Source organism: Amycolatopsis sp. cg5 (assembly GCF_041346955.1).
Classification (GTDB): Bacteria; Actinomycetota; Actinomycetes; order Mycobacteriales; family Pseudonocardiaceae; genus Amycolatopsis.
This window is the reverse complement of record NZ_CP166849.1, coordinates 2,711,357-2,734,578: the sequence shown is the minus strand read 5'-3', so window position 1 is coordinate 2,734,578 and position 23,222 is coordinate 2,711,357. Positions and strand designations below refer to the sequence as shown.

Sequence of the window (23,222 nt, the reverse complement as noted above, 5' to 3'; positions counted from 1 at the left end):
AACCGATCATGGCACGAAACCGGTCATTTCCCCGTTATGCACTGGATCGCCAGCAGGGCGATGTCGTCGTGATCGGCGTCACCCAGCCAGTGGTGGACGGACCCGCGCACCTCTTCGACGGTAGCCGCCGCGTCCCGCCCGCCGCACGCCGAAAGCGCCTTGCGCAGGCGTTCCTGGCCGTAGAGCTCGGTGCGGTCGGCGAAGCCGCGTGCCTCGGTGATGCCATCGGTGAAGAACAGGCAGAGGTCGCCTTCGGCCAGGTCGACGGTGCATTCCGCGAACTTCGCCTGCTCCGCGATGCCGACCAGCATGCCGGCCAGCACCGGCTCCTCGACCTCGCCGGACTCGCGCAGCACCAGTGGCGGCGGATGGCCGCCGGTGGCGATGGTCAGCCGGACGCCGCCGGCGTGTTCCATGATCGAGCCGACGATCAGCGTGGCGAACCGGCTGCTGCCGGCGTTGAGCATGGTCTGGTTGAGCAGGCTGAGCAGCCGGTCGCCGCTGCGCTCCACCAGCTGCAACGCGGCCAGCGCGTGCCGCACGCGGCCGGTCAGCGCGGCGGCCGCGGCCCCGTTGCCGCAGACGTCGCCCAGCACGAACATCGCGCTGCCGTCGGAGCGGGGATGCACGTCGTAGAAGTCGCCGCCGACGCCGAGCGGACCATCGCCGGGCTCGTACCAGACCGCCATCTCGGTGCCCCGCACGCGCGGCAGCTCGGGCGGGCGCAGCGTGGTCTGCAGGCCGTGCGCGGCGTCCTTCCACCGCTCGTGCTTGAGCGCTCCGACCAGCGTCGACGCGGCGCGCTGCGCGAACGCGGTGGACGCGTGCGCCTGCCGGTCGCCGAAGACGTCCTCGTCCTTCAAACGCCCGAAGACCAGCGCGCCCTGGATGCCGCGTTCGTCTTGCGCGAGCGAGACCACGGACAGCCGCGCGCACCGCGCGAGCGAGCCGGCGAACGCGGGCGGCAGCGCCTTGATCTCGGCCTGCGGGAGTTTGTCAGCCGCGATGCCCGCGGTGCTGGTGACGGCCTTGGCCAGGGTGGAGGCGAACTCGGCGGGCACCTTGCGGACGCGGCCGTGCTCGACAGGGCGGCCACGCTCCTGGCGCCACCATTCCCAACGGCCACGGGTGGTGGGCAGCACGAGCAGCGCGACGTCGCCGAGCGGCCCGACGGCGAGTTCCGCGATCAGGCGGGCGGCTCGCTCACGGTCGAGCATGCCGATCAGCCGGGCTCCGACGTCGGCGAGGTAGCCCTCGACGGAGGGGCCGCGCGTCGCCGGGCTCAGCCCGGTCTCGCGTCCGGTCACCGGCCCTGCTGCCATCTCGAAGTTACCTCCTGCCCCAGCGTAGCGGACCGACCACGGTGCGCTGTGGCCTCGTTGGCAGGCTGTGTCGAAGCATAGAGCGAATCATGGGAGGCTGAACAACGACCATGCGACCCTCGGCAAGGTGGAAAGAGCGAGCATGACCACACACGCTGAACCGGCAGCCGACGAACGCGCGCTCGAACGGGTGCTCACCGCTGTTCACGAGCTCCGCGACGGCAATTTCCGGCGCCGGATCGTCCCGCAGGGCGACGGTGTCGCCGCGCGGCTGGCCGAAGCGGTCAACGACATCGCCGAGCGCAACCAGCTGCTCGTGAGCGAACTACAGCGGGTGCGCACCACGGTCGGCCAGGAGGGCAGGCTCGACGAGCGCGTCTCGACCGAGATCGGGCCGGGCGGCTGGGCGATCGCCATCGACGAGGTCAACGGCCTCATCCAGGACGTCACCAGGCCGACCATCGAGCTGAACCGGGTCATCGGCGCGGTCGCCGACGGCGATCTCTCGCAGCCGATGGAGCTGGAGCTCGACGGCAGGCAGCTGCACGGCGAGTTCGCCGAGCTGGGACACCGCGTCAACGGGCTGCTCGACCAGCTCTCGCTGTTCGCGACCGAGGTCACCAGGGTGTCGCGGGAGATCGCGACCGAGGGACGGCTCGGCGGCCAGGCGCAGGTCCCCGGCGTGACCGGCACCTGGCGCGACCTCACCGACTCGGTCAACTTCATGGCCGACAACCTGACCGAGCAGGTCCGCAACATCGCCCAGGTGACCACCGCCGTGGCGCGCGGCGACCTCTCGCAGAAGATCAACGTCGACGCGCGCGGCGAGATCCTCGAACTCAAGAACACCCTCAACACCATGGTCGACCAGCTCTCCGCGTTCGCGGACGAGGTCACCCGCGTGGCAAGGGAAGTCGGCAGTGAGGGCAAGCTCGGCGGCCAGGCCGAGGTGCCCGGCGCGGCCGGTCGCTGGCGTGATCTGACCGACAACGTGAACCTGATGGCCGACAACCTCACCGACCAGGTCCGCAACATCGCGCAGGTGGCGACCGCGGTGGCCGAGGGCGACCTGTCGCAGAAGATCAACGTGGACGCCAAGGGCGAGATCCTCGAACTGAAGACCACGCTCAACACGATGGTGGACCAGCTGTCCGCGTTCGCGGGCGAGGTCACCCGCGTGGCAAGGGAAGTCGGCACCGAAGGCAAGCTCGGCGGCCAGGCGCAGGTGCCCGGTGTCGCGGGCACGTGGCGTGGCCTCACCGACAACGTGAACTCGATGGCCGACAACCTGACCAGCCAGGTCCGCAACATCGCGCAGGTGACCACCGCGGTCGCGCGCGGCGACCTGACGCAGAAGATCACGGTCGACGCGCGCGGCGAGATCCTCGAACTCAAGACGACGATGAACACCATGGTCGACCAGCTGTCGTCCTTCGCGGACGAGGTCACCCGGGTGGCCCGCGAGGTGGGCACGGAAGGTCAGCTGGGCGGCCAGGCGCAGGTGCCGGGCGTCGCGGGCACCTGGCGCGACCTCACCGGGTCCGTGAACTTCATGGCGAACAACCTGACCGCGCAGGTCCGCAACATCGCCCAGGTGGCGACCGCGGTCGCGAAGGGCGACCTGTCGCAGAAGATCGCCGTCGACGCGCGCGGCGAGATCCTCGAACTCAAGAACACCCTCAACACCATGGTCGACCAGCTCTCCGCCTTCGCGGGCGAAGTCACCCGGGTGGCAAGGGAAGTCGGCAGTGAGGGCAAGCTCGGCGGCCAGGTCGAGGTGCCGGGCGTCGCGGGCACCTGGAGTGACCTCACCGACTCGGTGAACTTCATGGCCGACAACCTCACCGGCCAGGTCCGCAGCATCGCCCAGGTGACCACCGCGGTCGCGAAGGGCGACCTGACCCAGAAGATCAACGTCGACGCGCGCGGCGAGATCCTCGAACTCAAGAACACGATCAACACCATGGTCGACCAGCTCTCCGCGTTCGCGGACGAGGTCACCCGAGTCGCCCGCGAGGTCGGCACGGAAGGCAAGCTCGGCGGGCAGGCGCAGGTACGCGGGGTCGCGGGTTCCTGGAAGGACCTGACCGACAACGTGAACGTCATGGCCGACAACCTGACCGGCCAGGTCCGCAGTATCGCCGCGGTGGCGACCGCGGTCGCAGGCGGTGACCTCGGCAAGAAGATCACCGTCGACGCGAAGGGCGAGATCGCCGCGCTCGCCGAGACGATCAACGGCATGGTCCAGACCCTGCGCGCGTTCGCCGACGAGGTCACGCGGGTGGCCCGCGAGGTCGGCACGGAAGGCATCCTGGGCGGCCAGGCGCGGGTGCCGAACGTGGCGGGCACGTGGAAGGACCTGACCGACAACGTCAACTTCATGGCCGACAACCTGACCAGCCAGGTCCGCAACATCGCGACCGTCACCACGGCGGTCGCCAGTGGTGACCTCACGAAGAAGATCGACGTCGACGCGCGCGGCGAGATCCTCGAACTCAAGACGACGATCAACACCATGGTCGACCAGCTGTCCGCCTTCGCCGCGGAAGTCACCCGTGTCGCCCGTGAGGTCGGCACGGATGGCACGCTCGGCGGCCAGGCCGAGGTCGAGGGCGTGTCGGGCACGTGGAAGCGGCTCACCGAGAACGTGAACCAGCTGGCGGGCAACCTGACCGCGCAGGTCCGCGCGATCGCGGTGGTCGCGACGGCGGTGACCGCGGGTGACCTGACCAGGCAGATCACCGTGGAGGCGTCCGGTGAGCTCGCGGAGCTCAAGGACAACATCAACCAGATGATCGCCAACCTGAAGGAGACCACGCGGACCAACCGCGAGCAGGACTGGCTCAAGACCAACCTGGCCAGGATCTCCGGTCTCATGCAGGGTCACCGTGACCTGGCGACGATGACCTCGCGCGTGCTCAGCGAGCTGGCGCCGCTGATCGGCGCGCAGCAGGCGGCGTTCTTCCTGACCAGGGAAGGGGAAAACCGGCAGCCGGTGCTCGACCGGATCGCGGGCTACGGGCTGCCGGACTCCCCCGAGACGATGCGGTTCAACTTCGGCCAGTCGCTCGTCGGGCAGGCCGCGGTCGACCAGCGCACGATCCTGATGCGCAACGCGCCCGCCGGGTACACGCGGATCTCGTCCGGGCTCGGCTCGGCGTCGCCGGTGAACCTGATCGTGCTTTCCGTGCTGTTCCAAGGCGAAGTGCTCGGCGTGGTGGAACTGGCCTCGGTCAACGAGTTCAGCGACGTGCACCTGGATCTCCTCGAACAGCTCAAGGAGACCATCGGCATCAACGTCAACACCATCCAGACCAGTTCGCAGACCGAGGAGCTGCTCACCGAATCCCAGCGCCTGGCACAGGAACTGCGGGCGCGGACCGAGCAACTCCAGTCACAGCAAGGCGAACTGCAGAGCTCCAACACCGAGCTCGCCGAAAAGGCCGCGCTGCTGGCGCAGCAGAACGCCGACATCGAGATCAAGAACACCGAAATCGAGCAGGCACGCCAGGAACTGGAAGAGCGCGCGCGGCAGCTGACCATGGCTTCGGCGTACAAGTCGGAGTTCATGGCGAACATGTCGCACGAGCTGCGCACCCCGTTGAACAGCGCGCTGATCCTCGCAAAGCTCTTGGCCGACAACCTCGAAGGCAACCTCACCGAGAAGCAGATCCAGTTCGCCAAGACCATCTATTCGGCGGGCAGTGACCTGCAGCAGCTGATCAACGACATCCTCGACCTGGCGAAGGTCGAGTCCGGCCACGTCGACCTCCAGGTGTCCGACGTGACACTGCCCGAGGTCGTCGACTACGTGGAATCGCTGTGCCGCCCGCTCACCCAGGACAAGGGCCTGGAGTTCGCGGTGGTCATCGACCCGCCGGTGCCGAGCAGCCTGCACACCGACGAGCACCGGCTGCAGCAGGTGCTGCGCAACCTGCTATCCAACGCGGCGAAGTTCACCGACGAAGGCAGTGTCCGCCTGCACATCCGGATGGCCGATCCGTCCGAAGTGGACAAAGAGAGCCTGCGCGCGGCACCCGGCGTGCTGGCGTTCGCGGTCGAGGACACCGGCATCGGCATCCCCGCCGACAAGCTGGCGATCATCTTCGAGGCGTTCCGCCAGGCCGACGGCACGACCAGCCGCAAGTACGGCGGAACCGGGCTCGGCCTGTCGATCAGCCTCCAGCTGACCGAGCTGCTCGGCGGCGAACTCCGCGTGCACAGCGAACCGGGCCAGGGCAGCACGTTCACCCTGTACCTCCCGGTCGACCCGGCGCACTGGGTCATCCCGTCCAAGCCGCGCACGACACTCCCCTCGAGCGCGCCGGACACGCTGCCCCCGGTTTCGGCGACGCTGCCCCGTTTCCACGGCGAGAAGGTGCTCATCGTCGACGACGACCTGCGCAACGTCTTCGCGCTGGCCGCGGTCTTGGAGCAGCACGGGCTCACGGTCGTCTACGCGGACACGGGCGTCGCGGGCATCCGCGTGCTGGAGCAGCAGGAGGACACCGCGCTGGTGCTGATGGACGTGATGATGCCGGAACTCGACGGCAACGCGACCATCTCCGCCATCCGCGAGACGGCAGCGCACGCCGACCTCCCGGTCATCGCCGTCACCGCCAAGGCGACCGAAGAGGACCGCGCCAGGACCTTGGCCTCAGGCGCGGACGAGTACGTCACGAAGCCCGTCGACACGGACCTCCTGCTCAACCTGATCGCGGTCCACCTCGAAGCCGACGCCACCCCCAGCCTGAAGAACTAACGGGATAAAGCCCGCTTAACTCCGCGGAGTTAAGCGGGCTTTATCCCGTGGCAGCACGAATGACAGGAGGCCTCCGGTGACACTCGCCGCGTGGTACGACGGCCACTTGGACACGCCGGTCACGGTGACCAACGCCACCGAGCTGGACATAGTGCTCGATGCCGTGACCGCGGCGAACGCACGGCAGCTCGTCCAGCTCATCCCACACGGCGACACGACCAAGCCGGACTTGACGGTGGGCCTCCACGAAGACCGGGGCACCCTTCGGTACGCCTCACACGATGTCGAGTGCTACAGCACAGGCGGCACGTTCGCGCTCCCCGACGGCTGGGACGAGTTGCTCTATTACCTCGGGTCCGCCGAGTTCGAGTACCCCGACGACGCGGAGATCGCCGCGAAGGATGTTCGCGAAGCCGCCCACGAGTTCCTGCGTACCGCCGGGGAGCGTCCCGCCGGTGTCGAGTGGACCTGCGAATAAGACCGGCCACGACGAAATAAAGCCCGCTTAACTCCGCGGAGTAAAGCGGGCTTTATCCCGGTCTCAGGGGGCTAGGCGGGGTCGTGGGCGTCCCGCGAGACGATGTCGAGCAGCTGGTCGAGCCCGGCGGCGGCGAGCGCGCGGTGTACCGCGCGCTGTTCGACGACGACGCTCACGGGCACGTCCTGCTCCTGGCCGCTCTGGTGGGCCTGGATCAGCGCGGACATCCCCGACGAGGACAGGAACGAGACCCCGGCCAGGTCGACCACGACGGTCATCGGCGATCTCGCGGAGTCCAGCGCCTTCCGCAGCGCGGTTTCCAGCTCGGGGGTGGAGATGAGGTCGATCTCGCCTCGGGCGATCACGGTGGTGACCGTCTCACCCTTCTCAAGGGTGACCTCGAACAACTCAGCAACCACAGGCGTCTCCGTTTCGGCGCGTACGCGAATTCCAGACGGCTGGTTGCTCAACCTTTCCGGTGTCCCACGAGCCTAGCGCACCGCTCTCGGCACCTCAGTGCCCAGCACCGAAGCAGACGAAGCCCGCGGCCGCGACGAGACCGGCGTGGCCGTTGCCGCGCAACGCCTTTTGGGCGTCGGCCAAGGCGACGGCCGGCCGCAGGCCGTCGGCGAGTCCGCGATGGAACTCGATCATCAGTGGCGCGGTCTCGGCGTCGGGGACCGGGACGACCGACGCGATCAGCTGGGCGGTGCCGCGGGCCATGAAGGTCGCGCTGAGGCCGAGCAGCTCGTCACCGGTACAGACCACCGACCGGCCGCTGTCGCACGAGGCCAGCACGACCGTGCGGGGCACCCGGTCGAGCCGTTCCAGGTCGTGCACGACCAGCGGCCCGTCGTGCAGCCGCAGGTCGGAGAACAGCGGCTGGTCGACGGCGAGCCTGCCGTGCGCGGCCAGGTGCAGCACGTCGGCGGACGCGAGCGCCTTGAGCACGGCGTCGACGGTGGCCGCGTCGCCGGTCAACGGAGTCGTGCCGTGCAATGCGGCGACGGCGTGCGCCTCGTGATGCGCGCCGGTGAGGCCGGGGCCCGCCGCGACGGCGATCGTGCCGGACGATCCGGCAGGCCTGGCCGCGACGGTGTGCCACAGCGTCGCGGACGGCGAGACGGTGACCGGGCGGCCGTGACACGACGGCAGCACCGACCACGGCACGCTGTGCAGCGACCCGGTCGGCACCAGCACCAGCGGCCGGTCGCCGACCTCGGGCAGCGCGGTGAACAGCGCCCGGTCGAGCGCGGCGGCGGCGCTGTCGAGCAGGGTCATCGCGGCGGCTCGCGAAGCCGCGCTGCCACCGCGCCTGGCGAGACGGTGCAACGCGAACGGCAGGCGGTCGACGAGGTCGGCCACCGGCGCGGCCGGGCCGAGCGTGCGCAGCCGCAACCGGCCGTCGACCAGCGTCACGGCGTGCAGCACGCCGTCGAGCTGCACGAACTCGACGAGCGCGCGCTCCCCCAGCGCGGGTGCCTTCACCGGCTCGACGCCCTCGACCGGGGCGCCGGGGTGCAGCCGGGTGCGGTCGCGGATCCGGCGTTCGAGCGCGGCCTGCTTGGTGCGCAGCCCGGCCTGGCCGTACCGGTAGATCTGCTCGGCCGTGGCACGCAGCTCGGCCAGCAGCGCGGCGAGTTCCGGGTCGTCCGGCGGCCGGACCGGCCGGTGCGCGAGCCTGCTGGCGCGACCACGTTCCGCCCATTCGAACACCGCCGACGGTTTGCCGGACCGCAGCGCGAATCGCAGCCCCAGCTCGCTGAGTTCGCTGCGATGCGCGGCCGAGTGCGCGCGCAGATCGGTCGCGCCGAGCGCGGCGGCGTGCTCGTCGAGGATGCGCAGCCCGGCGCGGACCGCGCGCGTGGTCGCGCGGGCATCACCGTCCTCCCAGGCCAGCAACGCACGCGCGTACCACCCGCGCGCACGCAAAGCCGCTGGTCCACGTCGTGTCGACGCGCTCGCGGCGCTCAGGTAAGCCCGCCCGCGCGCCCGGTCGCCGCGCTCGAAGGCCAGCCGGGCCGCGGCGAGTCTGGCCTCCAGCGCGGAGGCGGGCCACCCGGCCGCGGTGAGCGTCGAGACCATGGTTTCGACGCGGCCGTCGGCCATCCGCGTTCCCTGCCCTGACGCGAGCCGGGCGCGCAGGATCGCGAGCTGGGCGAGTTCGGCCCATTCACTCCGCTGCTGGCGCATGAATTCGCGACGCGCCCGCGTCGCCTGGTCGAGCGCGGTCGCCCAGTCCCGCCCGAGCTGCGCGGCTTGCGCGACGAGCAACCGGGCAGGCGGGATCAGCAAGCGACGGCGTTCGTTCTCGAACGCCTCGACGGCCCGGCCTGCCGCTTCCCCGGCTTCGGCACGCGCGCCGACGGACAGCAGCAGTTCGGCTTGGTCGGAGAACACCGGCCCGAGCTGCCCGCCCAGCTCCCCGATGATGCGCTCGGCCCGGCTCAGGTGCGCGAGCGCGGCGGGCACGTCACCGCGCACGGTCTCCAGGAAGCCGAGGTTCTCGGCGATGATCCCGACCGCGAGCTGCCGGTCGAGCCGCCTGGCCAGCGCGTCGGCCTCGGTCAGGTCGGCCTCCGCCGCGGCGAACGCGTACCGCTCGGTGAACAGGATCCCCCGGTTGACCAGGGTGCGCTGCAGGCTGATCAGGTCACCGGTCCGGCGCAGCAGCGGGACGGCGACCTGATACTCCGCCTGCGCCTGGTCCAGCCTGCCGATCTGGTGCAGCAGATCCGCGCGCTGCGCCTGCGCCCGCGCGACACCGCGCCCGTCGAGCAGCTCGATGGCGGAGTCGATCTCGCTCAACGCGGCGTCGGGCTTTCCCCGCTGCAGCAACGCGGCGGCCAGCAGGATCCGCGACTCCCCCACCAGCACCGGGCAGCCGCCCGCGAAGTCGATCGACCGCCGCAGATGCCGGACCGCGCTGTCGACGTCCTTCTGCAGCAAGGCCCGTCCCCAGGCCCGCTCGGCCAGCGAAACGGCCTCTTTGTCACCCTCACGCACCGCCCGGTTGACGGCCCGCTCGGCGACCGGCGCCGCCCGCCCGGCGTCGACGTCGGCACGGCGCAGCGCGGCGAGCGCCTGCTGCCGTGCCGTCGGTCTTTCCACCCCGAAAGCATGAAGGGTGCGGGCCCGGAGTGAAACGAATTTCGCGGGAGTGGGATCAAACCGGTGGTGAAGCACTCCGTGAGGTAGTGACCCAGGAAGGCAGGCTCCCCATGACCGCGCACGATGAGCTGATCGTCGACCTCGAAGATCTCGACGCCGTGACCGCCGCGCTGAAGAACCTCGGCGCCTGGGGCGGTGACTGGGAGGTCAGCGAGGATCTGGGGCTCGCGCTGCTGCGGAACCTGGCCGTGCGCTCGGCGGCCGAGCTGGACACGCTCATCGAGAACCTGAACGCGAAGCTGCTTTCGGCGGGCGGCGTGCTGCCGCTCATCGGCAAGAACGACGCGGCCGTCATCGGGTATCCCCAGCACAAAGGCATCCTCGACCCGCTCAACACCGACGTCGAGGTCGTGGTCGGCGCGCCGTCCGGCGGCGTGGGTGTCCACATCGGAGTGGTCGACACGCCGCTGTTCCGGCACGCGACCTTCGGCCCCGAAGTCGTCGCCGACGAGGAGATCGCGCCGACCGAGGACACGCTCGACGTCTGGGCCGGGCACGCCACCTTCGTCGTCGGCAAGATCCGCGAGCACGCCGCGGGCGCCCGGATCACCGTCAAGGCTGGGCTGGACGGCACCAGCGGCGCGCGGTCGCTCTGGGAGACCGCGCGCAAGATCGCGAGCTTCCAGCACGCCGACATCAAGATCCTGAACCTGTCGCTCGGCGTGGTGACCGAGAACGACGTCGAACCGGTCGCGTTGCGGCGCGCGCTCGACCGGCTCGGCGACGGCGTGGTGGTCGTCGCGGCCGCCGGCAACCGGCGGCTGACGTCGAATCCGCTCAAGATCTTCCCGGCCGCGTTCGACGACGTCATCGCGGTCGGCGCGCTGGACGCGCCGTTCTCGATGGATCGCCCGTGGGTGGACCTGGAAGCGCCGGGCATCGTCCAGCAGGGCGCTTACGTCGTCGGCGAGGTGGATCTGCTGGAGTCCCCGCGCGCCGAGTTCGACGGCAAGGCCACCTGGAGCGGCACCTCGTTCGCGGCGGCGACCGTCACCGGCGCGCTCGCGAAGGCGCTGGCCGAGGGCCTTTCCGGCGGCGCCGCGCTCGCGGCCGTCAGCGCCGGTCCCGGCGCGGTGGCCAAAAAGGTCTCCTACCCGCGATGATTGCGACCATGCGTGATGATCCGGCGGTGGTGGCACTGGTCAAGCGGGCCCAGGACGGCGACCAGCGCGCCTGGGACCAGCTCGTCGAGCGCTACGCGCCGCTCGTCTGGTCGGTGTGCATGCGGCACCGGCTCTCCCGCGCCGACGCGGACGACGTCGGCGCAAGTGTGTGGCTGAGGCTCGTCGAAGGCCTTGAGAAGCTTCGAGAGCCCGCCGCGCTGCCGGGCTGGCTGATGACGGTCGCGCGCAACGAATGCCTGCGAGTCCTGCGTGGACAGAGCAAGCAGGTGCCCGTCGAGGACGAGCGCCTGCCGGACACCGAGGGCGCGGCCGCCGACGAGGAGCTGCTGCGGCAGGAACGTTTCGTCGCGCTGCGGCAGGCGTTCGCGGAGCTGCCGCAGCGGTGCCGCCGCCTGCTCACCATGCTGTTCGCGGACCCGCCGAAGACCTACACCGAGATCTCCGGTGAGCTGGAGATCCCGGTCGGCGGGATCGGGCCCAACCGCATGCGCTGCCTCGGCACGCTGCGCAAGAACTCCGCTTTGACGCCCTTTATCGATGGCACGGAGGGCTGAACCATGACCGACGAAGAGCTGCTGACCGAGCTGGAAGCCGCGTTGCGCACCGCGGACGAGGTCCCCGCCGAGTTCGTGACCGCGGGCAAGACCGCGTTCACCTGGCGCGGGATCGACGCCGAGCTGACCTTCGACTCGGCGGGCGCCGAGCTGGTGGGCACGCGTGCCGACTCGGCGTCGGTGCGGGCGCTGACCTACACCGCCGCCGAGGTGACGCTGGAGGTCGAGGTCGGGCCGGACGCGTTGCACGGTCAGGTCGTGCCGCCGCAGGCGGGCGAGATCGACGTGCGGCTGCGTGACGGCGGCACGACGACCGTGCAGGTCGACGCGGTGGGCTGGTTCGTGGTGCGGCCGAAGCCGGCTGGGACGTTCCGGCTCCGGCTGCGCACCGCCGACGGGAAGACCGTGCTCACCGACTGGACTTCGTTGGCTGGCAGCTGATCGTCGGGCTCGGCCCGGTGGTCAGCACGGCCAGGCTGGTCGTCGCCTTGCCGCACGGGTTGAGCGGCGGCGGTTCCGGCTCGGCGCCGGTCAGCAGCGTCACCGCGGTGACCGCGCCGCCGACGACGAGCGCCGCCACGCCCAGCCACATCCAATAACGCGGCTTGGGCTCGGACGGCGGCTGCTGCTTGGGCGTCTCGGTGACGGCCGAGACCGCCTCGAACGCCGTCGACGACTCGACCGCGAAGCGCTCCTCGTCTTCGAGGAACCGGCGATACGTCACCAGCGCTTCTTCACGCGCTTTGTCGACGTCCACTGTGGATGGTTCGGATACCTTGCCAGAGCACAGGAATCCGGTCATGAGCTTCAACGGACGACTGTGCTCGTCATGGGCTGAACCGCCGTCGAGGTCCGCCTCGGTCACGGCATGACCCGCCCAGACCAGGCACACCGGTCTGCCCCGCGGGCTCGTCACCCCGGCGACCGCGAACGGCGCCGAGTCCGGCAGCGGCCGGACGTGGTCCTCCAGGAACCCGTAATCCTGTTCGCTGACAAGGAAATCCGGCGCGAGCAGCACCGAGTAGCCCCGGCGCCTGCCTCGCGCGATGAGGAACGGCCACGCGCGCATCGTCTCAGTCCCCCAGCCGTGAACTCGGCAGCTTCGCTTCCAGCACGGCGACCTGCTGCTGCAGCTCGGAAACCACCCGGCGCCGCGCGAGGATCTGCTCGTCGGCGCGCCGGTCCGCCTCGCTCAGCGCCGTCGCCTTGCGTCCGCCGTCGTCGAAATGGGAGTCCAGGAACAACGCCAGCCCCGAATCGGCGAGCAGCCCGCCACCCGCCGTGGAGAGCAGCATCTTCCCGGCGCGCGCCGCGACGAACTCGCCGAGCGTCTGGAGCGCCTCGGCCGGGCCCATCTTCGTGCGGCGGCGCGCCTCGGTCATGATCGCCTCGCGTGTCTCCCGGTCGAGTGAGAGCTCGACCTGGCGCACGATGTCCGGCACCACCGCGGAAAGCGCCATGTCGACATGAGCGGGTTCCAGCTTGCCGGTGGCCTTCTTACGCACGTGCCCGCCCTCGAGCACGGCGAAGTCGTGGCCGACCGCGGTGACCGGGATCAGCCGGATCACCCGTCGCGCGCTCTGGACCCGCACCAGGTCACGGAAGCCGGGAATGCTCATCAGCAGCGTGCGCACGATGTGCAGCCGGGTGTTCTCGTCGGCGTGCAGCTGGTCGAGCAGGTCCCATTTGGTGATCACGAAGGCGATCGGCTTGCGGGACTCCAGCATCGCGTTGATCATCGCGTCGAGCGTGACCTGCAAGATCGCCTGACCGCGACGGTCGCCTTGATATGCCTGGAGCACGCGGAGGCCGTCGATGATGCCGATGAGCGCGTCGGCCTTCCCGATCGACTCTAGCAGCCGCGCCTGCGCGGTGGAGCCTGCGACGTCCGGGTCGGTGAGGAGTTCGCCGGGATATTCGAGGTAGCCGATCTTGACGACCGGCTTGGTGTCGTCGCCGACCTCGGTCATCACGCTGAACTCGAACTCGCGCATCTCGCCGCGTGTGGTGCCCTCCGGCCATTCGCCGTCGTCGGCGATCTGGCGGTACCAACGGCTGAGCTCGATGAACTGCTCGTACGGCGCCTTGACGTGGAACCCGCGGCCGCCCGGCACCTGCAGCCTGCGGTACATGCTGGTCAGCAGCAAGGTCTTGCCGGAGCCTTGCAGGCCGAGCGTCACCACCCGGAACTTCGGCACATCCAGCGCGGACCCGGCGCTCGTCGCCTTCGGCGCGTGCCCCTTCCGCTTCCGGACCAGGTACACCGCCAGCAGCAGGCCCGCGCCGGCCAGCAGCATCAGCAAGATCACGACACTCATTTGCCCCACCTCCACCCGGACGGAGTGGGCTGGCGCGGCGCTGATACACCGAAATCCGCGAGCGGATTCCGCGGTGGCCTGTCACCATGCGAGGTGAAATGAAAAGCGAAGAAAACTGGCCGACGAGCGGCCAAGCACCGAAGACCTTGACCTGGCACGGCGACGGGCTCGCCGACTGGGTCAGCGGCTATACCTGGTACCCCGACGGCCCCGTCGAAGGCGGCCCGCAGTATCCCTTCCCCGACTTCTACGACGGCGCGGTCGTCTCCCCCTCTGGGCGCTACCAGGTCATTTACCACGAATACGGCGTTGAAGGGCTCCTGCTCGACCGAGGCGAGCCACTCCGCGAACTCACCCGTGACGACGACGATCCGGACGCGTTCTTCTATCCCGTGACGTTCGGGCGGCTCGCGGACGGACGGGAAGTGCTGATCCACTGCCCCGAGCGCCGCGACCGGCTGGAGATCGAGCTGCCGGACACCGGGGAGCGGCTGACTTCCCGGCCGCTGGAGGAAGGTGTCTACCCGACCGATCTGTACCACTCGCGGCTGGCCGTCAGTCCTGGCGGGCGGTGGCTGCTGAGTGCGGGCTGGGTCTGGCATCCGGCCGGAGTCGCGCAGGTCTACGACATGCGGCGGGCGCTGGCTGAGCCTGCCGTCCTCGATGAGTTGTCACCGTTCCCGGCCATGGAGCCAGGCGAGGTCGAGTCGGCGTGCTGGCTCGACGAGGATCGGCTGGCGGTGTTCTCCATCGGCTGGGAGTCGGACAAGTGGCCTCAGCTCAGCGACGCCAGCAGCCTGGACATCTGGTCGATGACAGCCGCGGACTGGGTGAGCAAAGTGCCCGTCACCGAGCATCTCGGCACGATCGTCCGGTTCGGTGATCACCTGCTGAGTTTTTACGACCATCCGAAGCTGCTCGATCCGTCGACCGGCGAGGTGGTCGCGTCGTGGCCGCATCTCCCGAGCGGCAAGCGGATGCTGGGCTATGGCTGGACCTACGAGCCGGAGACGGTCGCCGTGCATCCGGACGGCACGCGGTTCGCGGTGGCGTCGGACGAGTTCATCACCGTGGTCGAATGGTCGTGAAAACCAGGGCTTTCGGTCCGCTAGGCCTGCCGGTCCGGCCGGGTGCCGGTGGTTGCTCGTAGTATCGCGGCGTGGTCTCCCCCGATACCGAACTCGCGACCAGCGACGCGCTGCAGGTTCTGCACCGCGTCTTCGGGTACGACTCGTTCCGGGGAGGGCAGCAGGACATCATCGAGCACGTCGTCTCCGGCGGCGACGCGCTGGTGCTGATGCCCACCGGTGGCGGGAAGTCGTTGTGCTACCAGATTCCCGCGCTGGTGCGCTCGGGTGTCGGCGTGGTCATCTCGCCGCTGATCGCGTTGATGCAGGACCAGGTCGACGCGCTGACCGACCTCGGCGTGCGTGCCGGATTCCTGAACTCGACCCAGGATTTCGAGCAGAAACGCGAAGTCGAGCGCGCGTTCCTGACCGGCGAGCTGGACCTCCTTTATCTCGCGCCGGAACGGCTGCGTGTCGAGTCGACGCTGTCACTGCTCGACAAGGGCAAGGTCTCGCTGTTCGCGATCGACGAGGCGCACTGTGTTTCCCAGTGGGGTCACGACTTCCGGCCCGACTACCTCGGCCTGTCCGACCTGCACGAGCGCTGGCCGGAGATCCCGCGCATCGCGCTCACGGCCACCGCGACCAAAGCGACGCACGCCGAGATCGCGTCCCGGCTGAACCTCGGTGACGCCCGGCATTTCGTCGCGAGCTTCGACCGGCCGAACATCCAGTACCGCATCGTGCCGAAGAACTCGCCGCAGCGGCAGCTGCTCGACCTGCTGCGCACCGAGCACGCGGGCGACGCGGGCATCGTGTACTGCCTCAGCCGCGCTTCGGTCGAGAAGACGGCGGAGTTCTTGAACCAGAACGGCATCAAGGCCGTCCCGTACCACGCGGGGCTCGACAGCCGCGTCCGTGCGAAGAACCAGGCACGATTCCTGCGCGAGGACGGCCTGGTCGTGGTCGCGACCATCGCGTTCGGCATGGGCATCGACAAGCCGGACGTCCGTTTCGTGGCGCATTTGGATCTCCCCAAGTCCGTCGAGGGCTACTACCAGGAGACCGGCCGCGCAGGCCGCGACGGGCAGCCGTCCACGGCGTGGCTGGCGTACGGCCTGCAAGACGTTGTGCAGCAACGGAAAATGATCGACACCTCCGAAGGCGACCTCGCGCACCGGCGCAGGTTGTCGCAGCATCTCGACGCGATGCTCGCGCTGTGCGAGACGGTCACCTGCCGCCGCGTCCAGCTGCTCAACTACTTCGGCCAGCAGGGCGAGCCGTGCGGCAACTGCGACACGTGCCTGACCCCGCCGGAGTCCTGGGACGGCACCATCCCCGCCCAGAAGCTGCTGTCGACGGTCTACCGCCTGCAGCACGAGCGCCGCCAGAAGTTCGGCGCGGGCCAGATCATCGACATCCTCCTGGGCAAGCAGACGCCCAAGGTCGAGCAGTTCAAGCACAACGAGCTGACGGTCTTCGGCATCGGCACCGAGCTGCGCGACACGGAGTGGCGCGGCGTCGTCCGCCAGCTACTCGCGCAGGGCCTCCTCGCGGTCGAGGGCGACTACGGAACCCTGGTCCTCACCGAAACCAGCAGCGAGGTACTCGGCCGCCAACGCGAGGTCATGCTCCGCCGCGAGCCCGAGCGCACGGCCGCCTCGAAGCCCGCCAAGGCCAAGCGCCCCTCGTCGATCGACATGCCCGCCGAGGCCGCCCCGATCTTCGAAAAGCTCCGCGCCTGGCGCGGTGCCACGGCCAAAGAGCAGGGCGTACCCGCCTACGTCATCTTCCACGACGCGACCCTCCGCCAGATCGCCACCGAAAAGCCCAGCTCCCTCGAAGCACTGGGCACCATCAGCGGCGTCGGCGAAAACAAACTCGCCAAATACGGCCAAGGCATCCTGGAAACCCTCGCCGACGCCTAACCCACCTCGTGAGCCACGCGTACCCAAGCAGTCGGCACGCGTGCCTGCAGAGTCGGCACCCGTACCCAAGGAGTCGGCACCCGTGCCTGCAGGGTCGGCACGCGTACCTGAGCAGTCGGGACTCGTACCCCGATGGTCGGCGCTCCGCCGACCAGTCAGGCACGCGTGCCGACTGCTCAGGTACGCGTGCCGACTCTTCGGGTACGTGAGCCGACCGCTCCGGTACGCGTGGCGACCGTGCGGGACGGGGAAGGTCGGGCAGGGTTCGGGGGTCGTGAGTGGTATCGCCGGTTCTAACCGGCCTAAACACTCACGACCTCGGGTTCGCCGGGTGCGAGGGGGTCATGGGGTGGGTGTGCGGAACGCACGATTTGCCTGGGTTCGCTTGACCCGTTGAACGGCGTTCTGTTGTAGTCCGTGCATGGGTGAGCCGCTCGCGACCGGGCAGGTGAGCATCGCCGTGCCGCCGGCCGAGGTGTACAAGCTGGTCAGCGATCCGACGATCATGGTCGAGTTCGCCGAGGAAGTGGTGCGCGCCAGCTGGCTCGGCGGCGCCAAGGGCCCGGCGGTCGGCGCCAAGTTCAAGGGGCACAACCGCAACGGCTGGCGGCGGTGGGTGACCACCTGCCGGATCACCAACGCGGAACCTGGCCGCAGCTTCGCGTTCGAGGTGCGGACGCCGTTCATGGTGCCGATCTCGCGCTGGGAGTACGACATCCGGTCCGGCGACGGGGGCTGCACGGTCGTCGAGAACTGCTGGCTGCGGGTGCCGATGTGGTTCCGGCCGATCGCCAACTTCATCACCGGCCAGCCCGACCGGGCCGCCACCAACAACGCCAACATCGCGACCACCCTCGGCCGCCTCAAAGCCCACCTCGAGCACGCCTGACACGACCGCGTCGTCCATCCATGCACGCGTACGTGGATGGACGACGCGCCGGGAGCTAGCGGCGGCCTCCGGCGGCGGCGAGGTCGGCGTCGGCCATGACGTGCTCCATCAGCGTGATGAGGATCTGCTTGGTGGAGTCACGCTCGCGGGCGTCGCAGAGCAGGATCGGGACGTACGGGTCGAGGTCGAGTGCTTCGCGGACCTCTTCCGTTCCGTACCGGTAGGCCTCGTCGAAGCAGTTGACCGCGACCACGAACGGTAGGCCGCGGCGCTCGAAGAAGTCGACGGCCGGGAAACAGCTGTCGAGCCTGCGGGTGTCGGCCATGACGACCGCGCCGAGCGCGCCGCGGGCGAGTTCGTCCCACATGAACCAGAAGCGGTTCTGGCCCGGTGTGCCGAACAGGTACAGGATCAGCTCGGGGTTGATGGTGATCCGGCCGAAGTCCAGCGCGACCGTGGTGGTCTTCTTCTTTTCCACGCCCGAGAGGTCGTCGACGCCCGCGGAGGCCTCGGTGATGACCTCCTCGGTGCGCAGTGGCGGCACCTCGCTGACCGAACCGACCAGCGTGGTCTTGCCTACTCCGAAACCGCCGGCGATGATCACCTTCACCGCCGTCGCGGTGAGGCTTCGCCGACCTTCAGAGTTTCCGGATGCCATCGAGAACCGCCTGGAGTACGTGTTTGTTGGGCCTGTCACTGACGGGTGCCGCGGTGCGGAAGATCAGCAGGTTTCCTTCGATCAGGTCGCTCAGCAGCACCTTGACCACCGGCAACGGCAGGTCGACCATGGCGGCCACCTCCGCGACCGACATCGGATGCTGACATATCCGCAGGATCTGCAGATACTCGGGCTCCATGTCGTACACGTCGGCCGCGGTGCGCAGCGCCACCACGAGGGTGATCAGGTCGAGCCCGATCGTGTCCGACCTGGTGCGGCCGCCGGTGACGGCGTACGGCCGGACCAGCGGGCCCGCCTGGTCGTCGAACCAGATGTCTCCCGCGCGGTTCACGGCGACGTGTGTTGAACGCGCGGCGCCGCGGTGAGTACCGCGCCGACCCGCTTGACCATCATGTTCATTTCGTAGGCGACCATGCCCATGTCCGCGTCCTCGGTGGCCAGCAGCGCGAGGCACGCGCCGTGCCCGGCCGCGGTGACGAAGAGGAACGCGTGGTCCATCTCGACCATGGTCTGGCGCACCTGGCCGCCGCCGAAGTGGCGGCCGGTGCCCCTGGCGAGGCTCTGGAAAGCCGACGCCACCGCGGAAAGGTGCTCCGCGTCTTCTTCGGACAGGTTGCCGGATCGGCCGATCAGCAGGCCGTCGGCGGACAGCACGACGGCCCTGTCGGCGCCCGCGACCCGTTTGACCAGGTCGTCCAGCAACCAGTCGAGCTCACTGACTCCTGCGTTGGCCATTACGTGCGATCTCCATACGTGTCGTTGTCGAACTCCTCGTCACGGGCACGACGAGTGCCTCGCTGGAACGCGGCGAGCCGGTTCCTCGCCTGGTCCGGCGACTCCTCACGGGTCTCGTCCGGCCAGTCGGCAGGCGCGTCGTTCTGCAGCTGCGGCACCAGGTTCTGCTGGCGGCGACGCTGCGGCAGCGGCGGACGGCCCGGCGACATGGACCCGCCGGGCCCGGCGGGCGCGTTGGGCTGCGGCGGACGCGGGGGCTGCGGCGGCCGGGGCTGGCGCGGCGCCTCGACCGGGCGCATCGCCTGCTGCGTCGGCGGCTGCTGCGGGCGGAACATGTCCACCCGCGGCGGGACCTCCGGCGAACGCGGCGGCGCGGCGGCCATCGCGGGCTCGGGCAGGCGCTGCGGCTCCGGCTCGTACTCGTAAGGCGCGTCGAACGCGGGCTCGGCCTCATAGTGCGGCTCGGCGTACTGCGGCTCCGGATACTCGGGCTCCGAGTACTGCGGTTCCGGCTGCGGCTGCAGCCGCGAAGTGTGTTCCGGCTCGGTCCGGTGCCGGGAGCGGCGCTCCGGCAGTTCCGGGCGCTCAGCAGGAACAGGCGACACGGCCACGGTGTCCTCGCTGGCGGGCGGCATCTCGTCCTCATCGTTGGGCACCGCGCCGAGCAGCTCGGAGCGGATCAGCACGATCGCGCGGGTGCCGCCGTACGCGGATTCCCGCAGTGTCACCGAAATACCGTGACGCGCGGCCAGGCGCGCGACCACGAACAGGCCGAGGCGCGGTTCGGTGGACAACGCCATGATGCCGAAGTCCGGCGGGTTGCGCAGCATCGAGTTGAGCTGCTCGGCCTGCGCGGCTTCGATGCCGAGGCCCTGGTCCTCGACCTCGAGCACGACGCCCTTGCCGACCACGTTGCCGCGGATGTCGACGCGGGCCTCCGGCGGGGAGAACGAGGTCGCGTTGTCGATCAGCTCGGCGAGCAGGTGCACGAGGTCACCGACGACCGGGCCGTTGACGGCGATGTTCGGCAGCTTCGCGACCTTCACCCGCGCGAAGTCCTCGGTCTCGGCCGAGGCGCCACGGGTCAGCTCGGTCAGCGAGACCGGGTTGCGCCAGCGACGGCCTGGCTGGCCGCCACCGAGAATGATGAGGTTCTCGGCGTTGCGGCGGGCACGCGTCGACAGGTGGTCGAGCTGGAACAGCGTCTCCAGCTGCTCCGGGTCCTCCTGCTTGCGCTCGGCCGCGTCGAGCACCTTGAGCTGGCGGTGCACGATGATCTGGCTGCGGTGCGCGATGTTGAGGAACACCGTCTTGGTGCCCTCACGGATCTTGGCCTCTTCGACGGCGGCCGCGATGGCGGTCTGCTGCGCGGTGTTGAACGCGTCGGCGACCTCACCGATCTCGTCCTTGCCGTGGTCGAGCAGCCGGACCTCGGTGTCGAGGTCGACGTCCTCGCCGCTGCGGACCCGGTCGACGATCTCGGGCATCCGGATCTCGGCGACGTCGAGGGTGTCTTCACGCAGCCTGGCGAGCCTGCCGATGAGCCGGTTCGACAGCCGCAGCGCGATGATCGAAATCGCGATGGCGATGGCCAGCGCCGCGGCGGCCGCGATGGACGAGACGATCAGCGTGTTGTCGGCCTCGTCGATGGCGCCCTCGGTGGCCTTCGAGCTCTGCGCGACGAAGACGCTCATCATCGTGTCGCCGACCTGGCGGGCGGCGGCGCGCCACTGCTCCTCCGGCACCGCGGCCGGGAGCTTCGCCTGGTTGTTGCGCAGCAACGCGTTCTCGACCGTCTGCACGGTGCGCCACGCGTCGCTCGCGATGAGCTGGTCGTACTTCGCCTTGACCTCGGGGATCATCCGGCCGACGGAAGCGTCGAGCTGGGTGTGGTAGGCGCCGATCTGGCTGATGTAGGCGCGGTAGTCGTCGTCGGAGAACCCGCCGCCGGTGACCGCGGCGGCGGCGAGCGCGTCCGAGCGTTGCAGCTGGTCGATCGCGGTGAACAGCGGCACGGCGGTGATCCGCTGGTAGGCGTTCTCCGCGTTGGGCGCGTCCTGCGCGAGACCGGTGACACCGTCGACGAACTGGTCGAGGATCTTGTTGTAGAAGTTGAACGCGTCGAGCGACGGGATCTGGCCGCTGTCGACGAGCTGGCGGGTCTGCGGCAGCTTCTGGAACAGGCCGCCGACCGTGGCGATGTTGCGCTGGACGCTGTCCGGGGCGTCGCCGACGAACTTCTGCAGGTTGGCCGAGACGCCGGCGGAGGCGACATCGGTCTTGGCGCGCTGGGCGACGAGCGCCGCGTGCTCGGTCTTGTTGCCGGCGAGCTCACGCAGCGTGAGACGGCGCTCTTCCTGGAGTGCGACGAAGAACGGGATCGACGGGGCTTCCGATTCGCGGATCTTCGTGGCGTACTCGCGGCCGTGCACCGCGTCGTAGATCAAATAACCGCCGACCGCGAATCCGACCAGCATCAGCACGACACTCGGAATGAGGGCGATCATCAGTACTCGCGTCCGAATAGACGAAGTACCATTACGCCGAATGGAGATCTTCTTCACCGCGGTCAGTTGTCCTTCCGACGCGCCAGCGAATTCGGCGCGGTCTGGTGTCCGTTACCTGGGTCACGCCCCCAAGTTTCGCTGGCCGGATCGGCTCAACCGTGGTCCCGCTCAGTCCCGGCACAGACCGTAAACATGAGCGGTCTTCCAGTCAAATTCGACCCGCGCGTGATACCGCGAAACCGGTGAACGGCTGACCGCTGAAAAGGTGACACTGAAATGCGGCAACCACCGTCGGTGACTTAGGTCGCATTGCCTGGTTACCGTGCGGTAACCAGGGTCACACAATCTTCATGATCGCCCCTTCCCGTACCCATTCCGTTACTCGATCGCGCTTGCCATACCGCGCGGTATGACATGCGTCACCCAGTGGGTAATACGCACGAAGCGGGGCTTTCGTTCACCGGAATCCGGCGAACGAAAGCCCCGCTTCGCTGAGAAGTCGGACTTCCGCTAACTAGCTGGTCGGAAAGTTGTCCGGGGTACGGATGCGGTCACGCACCCAGGCGCCGCCTTCCTTCAGGTTCGACGTGCCGCTGTAGCCACCCTTGGCGCAAGTGCCAGGCTTCATGGCCGCTCCGACGGATTTGCTGTCGGAGAAGTTCCAGTTGGTCCAGCCGATCTTGTTCGCCGCGAGCAGGTCGAGGTACTTCTGCGCGTAGGCGAAGTCGTTCGGGCTGTTGCCGGACGAGTTCTGCATGCCGAACTCGGTGATGAACACCGGGAACTTCGTCAGGATCCGCTTGAGCCCCTCGTACCACTTGCTCTGGTGTTCCGCGGCGTAGAAGTGGAACGTGTACATGATGTTGTCGAACTTGACCGGGTTCTTCTCGACATCGGTCTCGTCGCGGCCGTCGGAGATGCCGAACGTGGACCACCCGTGCGTGCCGAGGAAGACCACACTGTCGGCGTCCTCCTTGCGGATCACCGGGATGACCTGGTCCGCGTAGGACTTGACCTTCGACCAGCTCACCCCGTTGGGCTCGTTGGCGATGTCGTAGATGATGTTGACCTTGTCCTTGTGCTTCGCGGCGATCTCCTTGAAGAAGGTCTTGGCGAGCGAGGTGTTGAAGTTCGGGTCACCCGGCTTGAGCTGGTGCCAGTCGACGAGCACGTACATCCCGCGCTTGGTCACCTCTTCGATCAGGTTGTTCACCATGTCGGTGAACTTGCGCGGATTATCCTCGTAACCGTCGTCCTGGATGTACATCGCGAGCCGGACGATGTCCGCGTTCCACTCGTTGGCGAGCACGTCGAGCGCCTTGTTCGGGTAGCACTCCCCGTACCACTGGAGCCCGTGCGTACTCATGCCGCGTAGCTGGATCGGTTTGTCGTACTGATTGCACAGCTTCAGGCCGCAGACGTGCAGCTGGCCGTTGATCGCGACCGGCGAGCCCGCGGGCGCCGCCTGGACCGCGGCGGGCGTGGCGCTCGGCTCCTGGCGCATGGGAGCGGCGGATGCCGCCGGCGCGGCGATGAGTGCGGCTAACGCGGCCGTCAGGACTAACTGCCAGCGTGAACGGGCCATTGCCTGCCTCCATTGGTCGACTGACTCGCGCGGTGCATGTCATGGATCGATGCAATAGTTAGGAAGTCTTCTTAACTATCGAAAAAAGCTCACCAGATGCCCC

Annotated in this window: 18 protein-coding genes; 8 read left to right on the top strand and 10 right to left on the bottom strand. The window is 68.9% G+C overall.

Annotated features, from left to right (window positions below):
- Window positions 1-23: 23 nt before the first annotated feature.
- On the bottom strand, window positions 24-1,322 hold the full coding sequence (locus AB5J62_RS12550; protein WP_370948381.1) for a PP2C family protein-serine/threonine phosphatase: 1,299 nt from the start codon (window positions 1,320-1,322) through the stop codon (window positions 24-26).
- A gap of 142 nt (window positions 1,323-1,464) precedes the next feature.
- Between AB5J62_RS12550 and AB5J62_RS12545 the strand changes: the two genes are divergently transcribed.
- The gene (locus tag AB5J62_RS12545) at window positions 1,465-6,084 is read left to right on the top strand and encodes a HAMP domain-containing protein (RefSeq protein WP_370948380.1); all 4,620 of its coding nucleotides are present in this window, start codon (window positions 1,465-1,467) and stop codon (window positions 6,082-6,084) included.
- A 76-nt stretch (window positions 6,085-6,160) separates the two neighbouring features.
- A complete protein-coding gene (locus tag AB5J62_RS12540) occupies window positions 6,161-6,562 on the top strand; it encodes an Imm1 family immunity protein (protein ID WP_370948379.1) in 402 nt (133 codons plus the stop codon).
- 71 nt (window positions 6,563-6,633) lie between these two features.
- Here the strand turns inward: AB5J62_RS12540 and AB5J62_RS12535 are convergent, their stop codons facing one another.
- A complete protein-coding gene (locus AB5J62_RS12535; RefSeq protein WP_370948378.1) occupies window positions 6,634-6,981 on the bottom strand; it encodes an STAS domain-containing protein in 348 nt (115 codons plus the stop codon).
- Window positions 6,982-7,075: 94 nt separating this feature from the next.
- A complete protein-coding gene (locus tag AB5J62_RS12530) occupies window positions 7,076-9,673 on the bottom strand; it encodes a CHAT domain-containing protein (RefSeq protein ID WP_370948377.1) in 2,598 nt (865 codons plus the stop codon).
- A 110-nt stretch (window positions 9,674-9,783) separates the two neighbouring features.
- Between AB5J62_RS12530 and AB5J62_RS12525 the strand changes: the two genes are divergently transcribed.
- Genes AB5J62_RS12525 through AB5J62_RS12515 form a run of 3 tightly spaced genes read left to right on the top strand, consistent with a single transcriptional unit; the run spans window position 9,784 to window position 11,852 of the window.
- Window positions 9,784-10,836 carry a S8/S53 family peptidase gene (locus tag AB5J62_RS12525; RefSeq protein WP_370948376.1) on the top strand — a complete coding sequence of 351 codons (1,053 nt, stop codon included), beginning with the start codon at window positions 9,784-9,786 and terminating at the stop codon, window positions 10,834-10,836.
- Between the two features lie 8 nt (window positions 10,837-10,844).
- On the top strand, window positions 10,845-11,411 hold the full coding sequence (locus tag AB5J62_RS12520) for an RNA polymerase sigma factor (RefSeq protein ID WP_370948375.1): 567 nt from the start codon (window positions 10,845-10,847) through the stop codon (window positions 11,409-11,411).
- A 3-nt stretch (window positions 11,412-11,414) separates the two neighbouring features.
- Entirely contained in the window at window positions 11,415-11,852 is a 438-nt protein-coding gene (locus tag AB5J62_RS12515) for a hypothetical protein (protein WP_370948374.1), read from the top strand.
- Here AB5J62_RS12515 and AB5J62_RS12510 read toward each other — a convergent pair.
- Together AB5J62_RS12510 and AB5J62_RS12505 are read right to left on the bottom strand one after the other, a co-directional pair.
- Complete coding sequence (locus AB5J62_RS12510; RefSeq protein ID WP_370948373.1) at window positions 11,821-12,480, bottom strand: hypothetical protein; 660 nt, start codon at window positions 12,478-12,480, stop codon at window positions 11,821-11,823. The genes AB5J62_RS12515 and AB5J62_RS12510 overlap by 32 nt on opposite strands.
- Window positions 12,481-12,484: 4 nt before the next feature.
- Window positions 12,485-13,729 (bottom strand): hypothetical protein, encoded by a 1,245-nt coding sequence (locus AB5J62_RS12505; protein WP_370948372.1) that lies wholly within the window; start codon window positions 13,727-13,729, stop codon window positions 12,485-12,487.
- A 98-nt stretch (window positions 13,730-13,827) separates the two neighbouring features.
- On the opposite strand from AB5J62_RS12505, the gene AB5J62_RS12500 reads away from it, so the two are divergent.
- The 3 genes from AB5J62_RS12500 to AB5J62_RS12490 all read left to right on the top strand — a co-directional run bounded on the left by AB5J62_RS12500 (window position 13,828) and on the right by AB5J62_RS12490 (window position 17,613).
- Complete coding sequence (locus AB5J62_RS12500; RefSeq protein ID WP_370948371.1) at window positions 13,828-14,817, top strand: hypothetical protein; 990 nt, start codon at window positions 13,828-13,830, stop codon at window positions 14,815-14,817.
- Window positions 14,818-14,888: 71 nt separating this feature from the next.
- The gene (gene recQ, locus AB5J62_RS12495) at window positions 14,889-16,724 is read left to right on the top strand and encodes a DNA helicase RecQ (RefSeq protein ID WP_370948370.1); all 1,836 of its coding nucleotides are present in this window, start codon (window positions 14,889-14,891) and stop codon (window positions 16,722-16,724) included.
- A 421-nt stretch (window positions 16,725-17,145) separates the two neighbouring features.
- A complete protein-coding gene (locus AB5J62_RS12490; RefSeq protein WP_370948369.1) occupies window positions 17,146-17,613 on the top strand; it encodes an SRPBCC family protein in 468 nt (155 codons plus the stop codon).
- A 55-nt stretch (window positions 17,614-17,668) separates the two neighbouring features.
- Here the strand turns inward: AB5J62_RS12490 and AB5J62_RS12485 are convergent, their stop codons facing one another.
- The 5 genes from AB5J62_RS12485 to AB5J62_RS12465 form a co-directional block, all read right to left on the bottom strand.
- Window positions 17,669-18,271: an ATP/GTP-binding protein gene (locus tag AB5J62_RS12485; RefSeq protein ID WP_370948368.1), complete on the bottom strand. Its 603-nt coding sequence runs from the start codon at window positions 18,269-18,271 to the stop codon at window positions 17,669-17,671.
- Complete coding sequence (locus tag AB5J62_RS12480) at window positions 18,252-18,623, bottom strand: DUF742 domain-containing protein (protein WP_091290650.1); 372 nt, start codon at window positions 18,621-18,623, stop codon at window positions 18,252-18,254. The genes AB5J62_RS12485 and AB5J62_RS12480 overlap by 20 nt, the downstream gene beginning before the upstream one ends.
- Complete coding sequence (locus AB5J62_RS12475) at window positions 18,620-19,027, bottom strand: roadblock/LC7 domain-containing protein (protein ID WP_091290651.1); 408 nt, start codon at window positions 19,025-19,027, stop codon at window positions 18,620-18,622. Before AB5J62_RS12475 ends, AB5J62_RS12480 begins: the two co-directional genes overlap by 4 nt.
- Window positions 19,027-21,534, bottom strand: coding sequence for a nitrate- and nitrite sensing domain-containing protein (locus AB5J62_RS12470; protein WP_370948367.1), 2,508 nt, complete (start codon window positions 21,532-21,534; stop codon window positions 19,027-19,029). The genes AB5J62_RS12475 and AB5J62_RS12470 overlap by 1 nt, the downstream gene beginning before the upstream one ends.
- Window positions 21,535-22,048: 514 nt before the next feature.
- Window positions 22,049-23,119 (bottom strand): glycoside hydrolase family 5 protein, encoded by a 1,071-nt coding sequence (locus tag AB5J62_RS12465; RefSeq protein ID WP_370948366.1) that lies wholly within the window; start codon window positions 23,117-23,119, stop codon window positions 22,049-22,051.
- Window positions 23,120-23,222 lie beyond the last annotated feature (103 nt).

Excerpts from the sequence above, each read along its gene's own strand:
- AB5J62_RS12485 (WP_370948368.1), bottom strand. The coding sequence starts at position 18,271 with ATGGCATCCGGAAACTCTGAAGGTCGGCGAAGCCTCACCGCGACGGCG.
- AB5J62_RS12500 (WP_370948371.1), top strand. The coding sequence starts at position 13,828 with ATGAAAAGCGAAGAAAACTGGCCGACGAGCGGCCAAGCACCGAAGACC.
- AB5J62_RS12545 (WP_370948380.1), top strand. The coding sequence starts at position 1,465 with ATGACCACACACGCTGAACCGGCAGCCGACGAACGCGCGCTCGAACGG.
- AB5J62_RS12470 (WP_370948367.1), bottom strand. The coding sequence starts at position 21,534 with ATGATCGCCCTCATTCCGAGTGTCGTGCTGATGCTGGTCGGATTCGCG.
- AB5J62_RS12520 (WP_370948375.1), top strand. The coding sequence starts at position 10,845 with ATGCGTGATGATCCGGCGGTGGTGGCACTGGTCAAGCGGGCCCAGGAC.
- AB5J62_RS12465 (WP_370948366.1), bottom strand. The coding sequence starts at position 23,119 with ATGGCCCGTTCACGCTGGCAGTTAGTCCTGACGGCCGCGTTAGCCGCA.
- AB5J62_RS12525 (WP_370948376.1), top strand. The coding sequence starts at position 9,784 with ATGACCGCGCACGATGAGCTGATCGTCGACCTCGAAGATCTCGACGCC.
- AB5J62_RS12490 (WP_370948369.1), top strand. The coding sequence starts at position 17,146 with ATGGGTGAGCCGCTCGCGACCGGGCAGGTGAGCATCGCCGTGCCGCCG.
- AB5J62_RS12515 (WP_370948374.1), top strand. The coding sequence starts at position 11,415 with ATGACCGACGAAGAGCTGCTGACCGAGCTGGAAGCCGCGTTGCGCACC.
- AB5J62_RS12550 (WP_370948381.1), bottom strand. The coding sequence starts at position 1,322 with ATGGCAGCAGGGCCGGTGACCGGACGCGAGACCGGGCTGAGCCCGGCG.
- AB5J62_RS12505 (WP_370948372.1), bottom strand. The coding sequence starts at position 13,729 with ATGAGTGTCGTGATCTTGCTGATGCTGCTGGCCGGCGCGGGCCTGCTG.
- AB5J62_RS12510 (WP_370948373.1), bottom strand. The coding sequence starts at position 12,480 with ATGCGCGCGTGGCCGTTCCTCATCGCGCGAGGCAGGCGCCGGGGCTAC.
- AB5J62_RS12475 (WP_091290651.1), bottom strand. The coding sequence starts at position 19,027 with ATGGCCAACGCAGGAGTCAGTGAGCTCGACTGGTTGCTGGACGACCTG.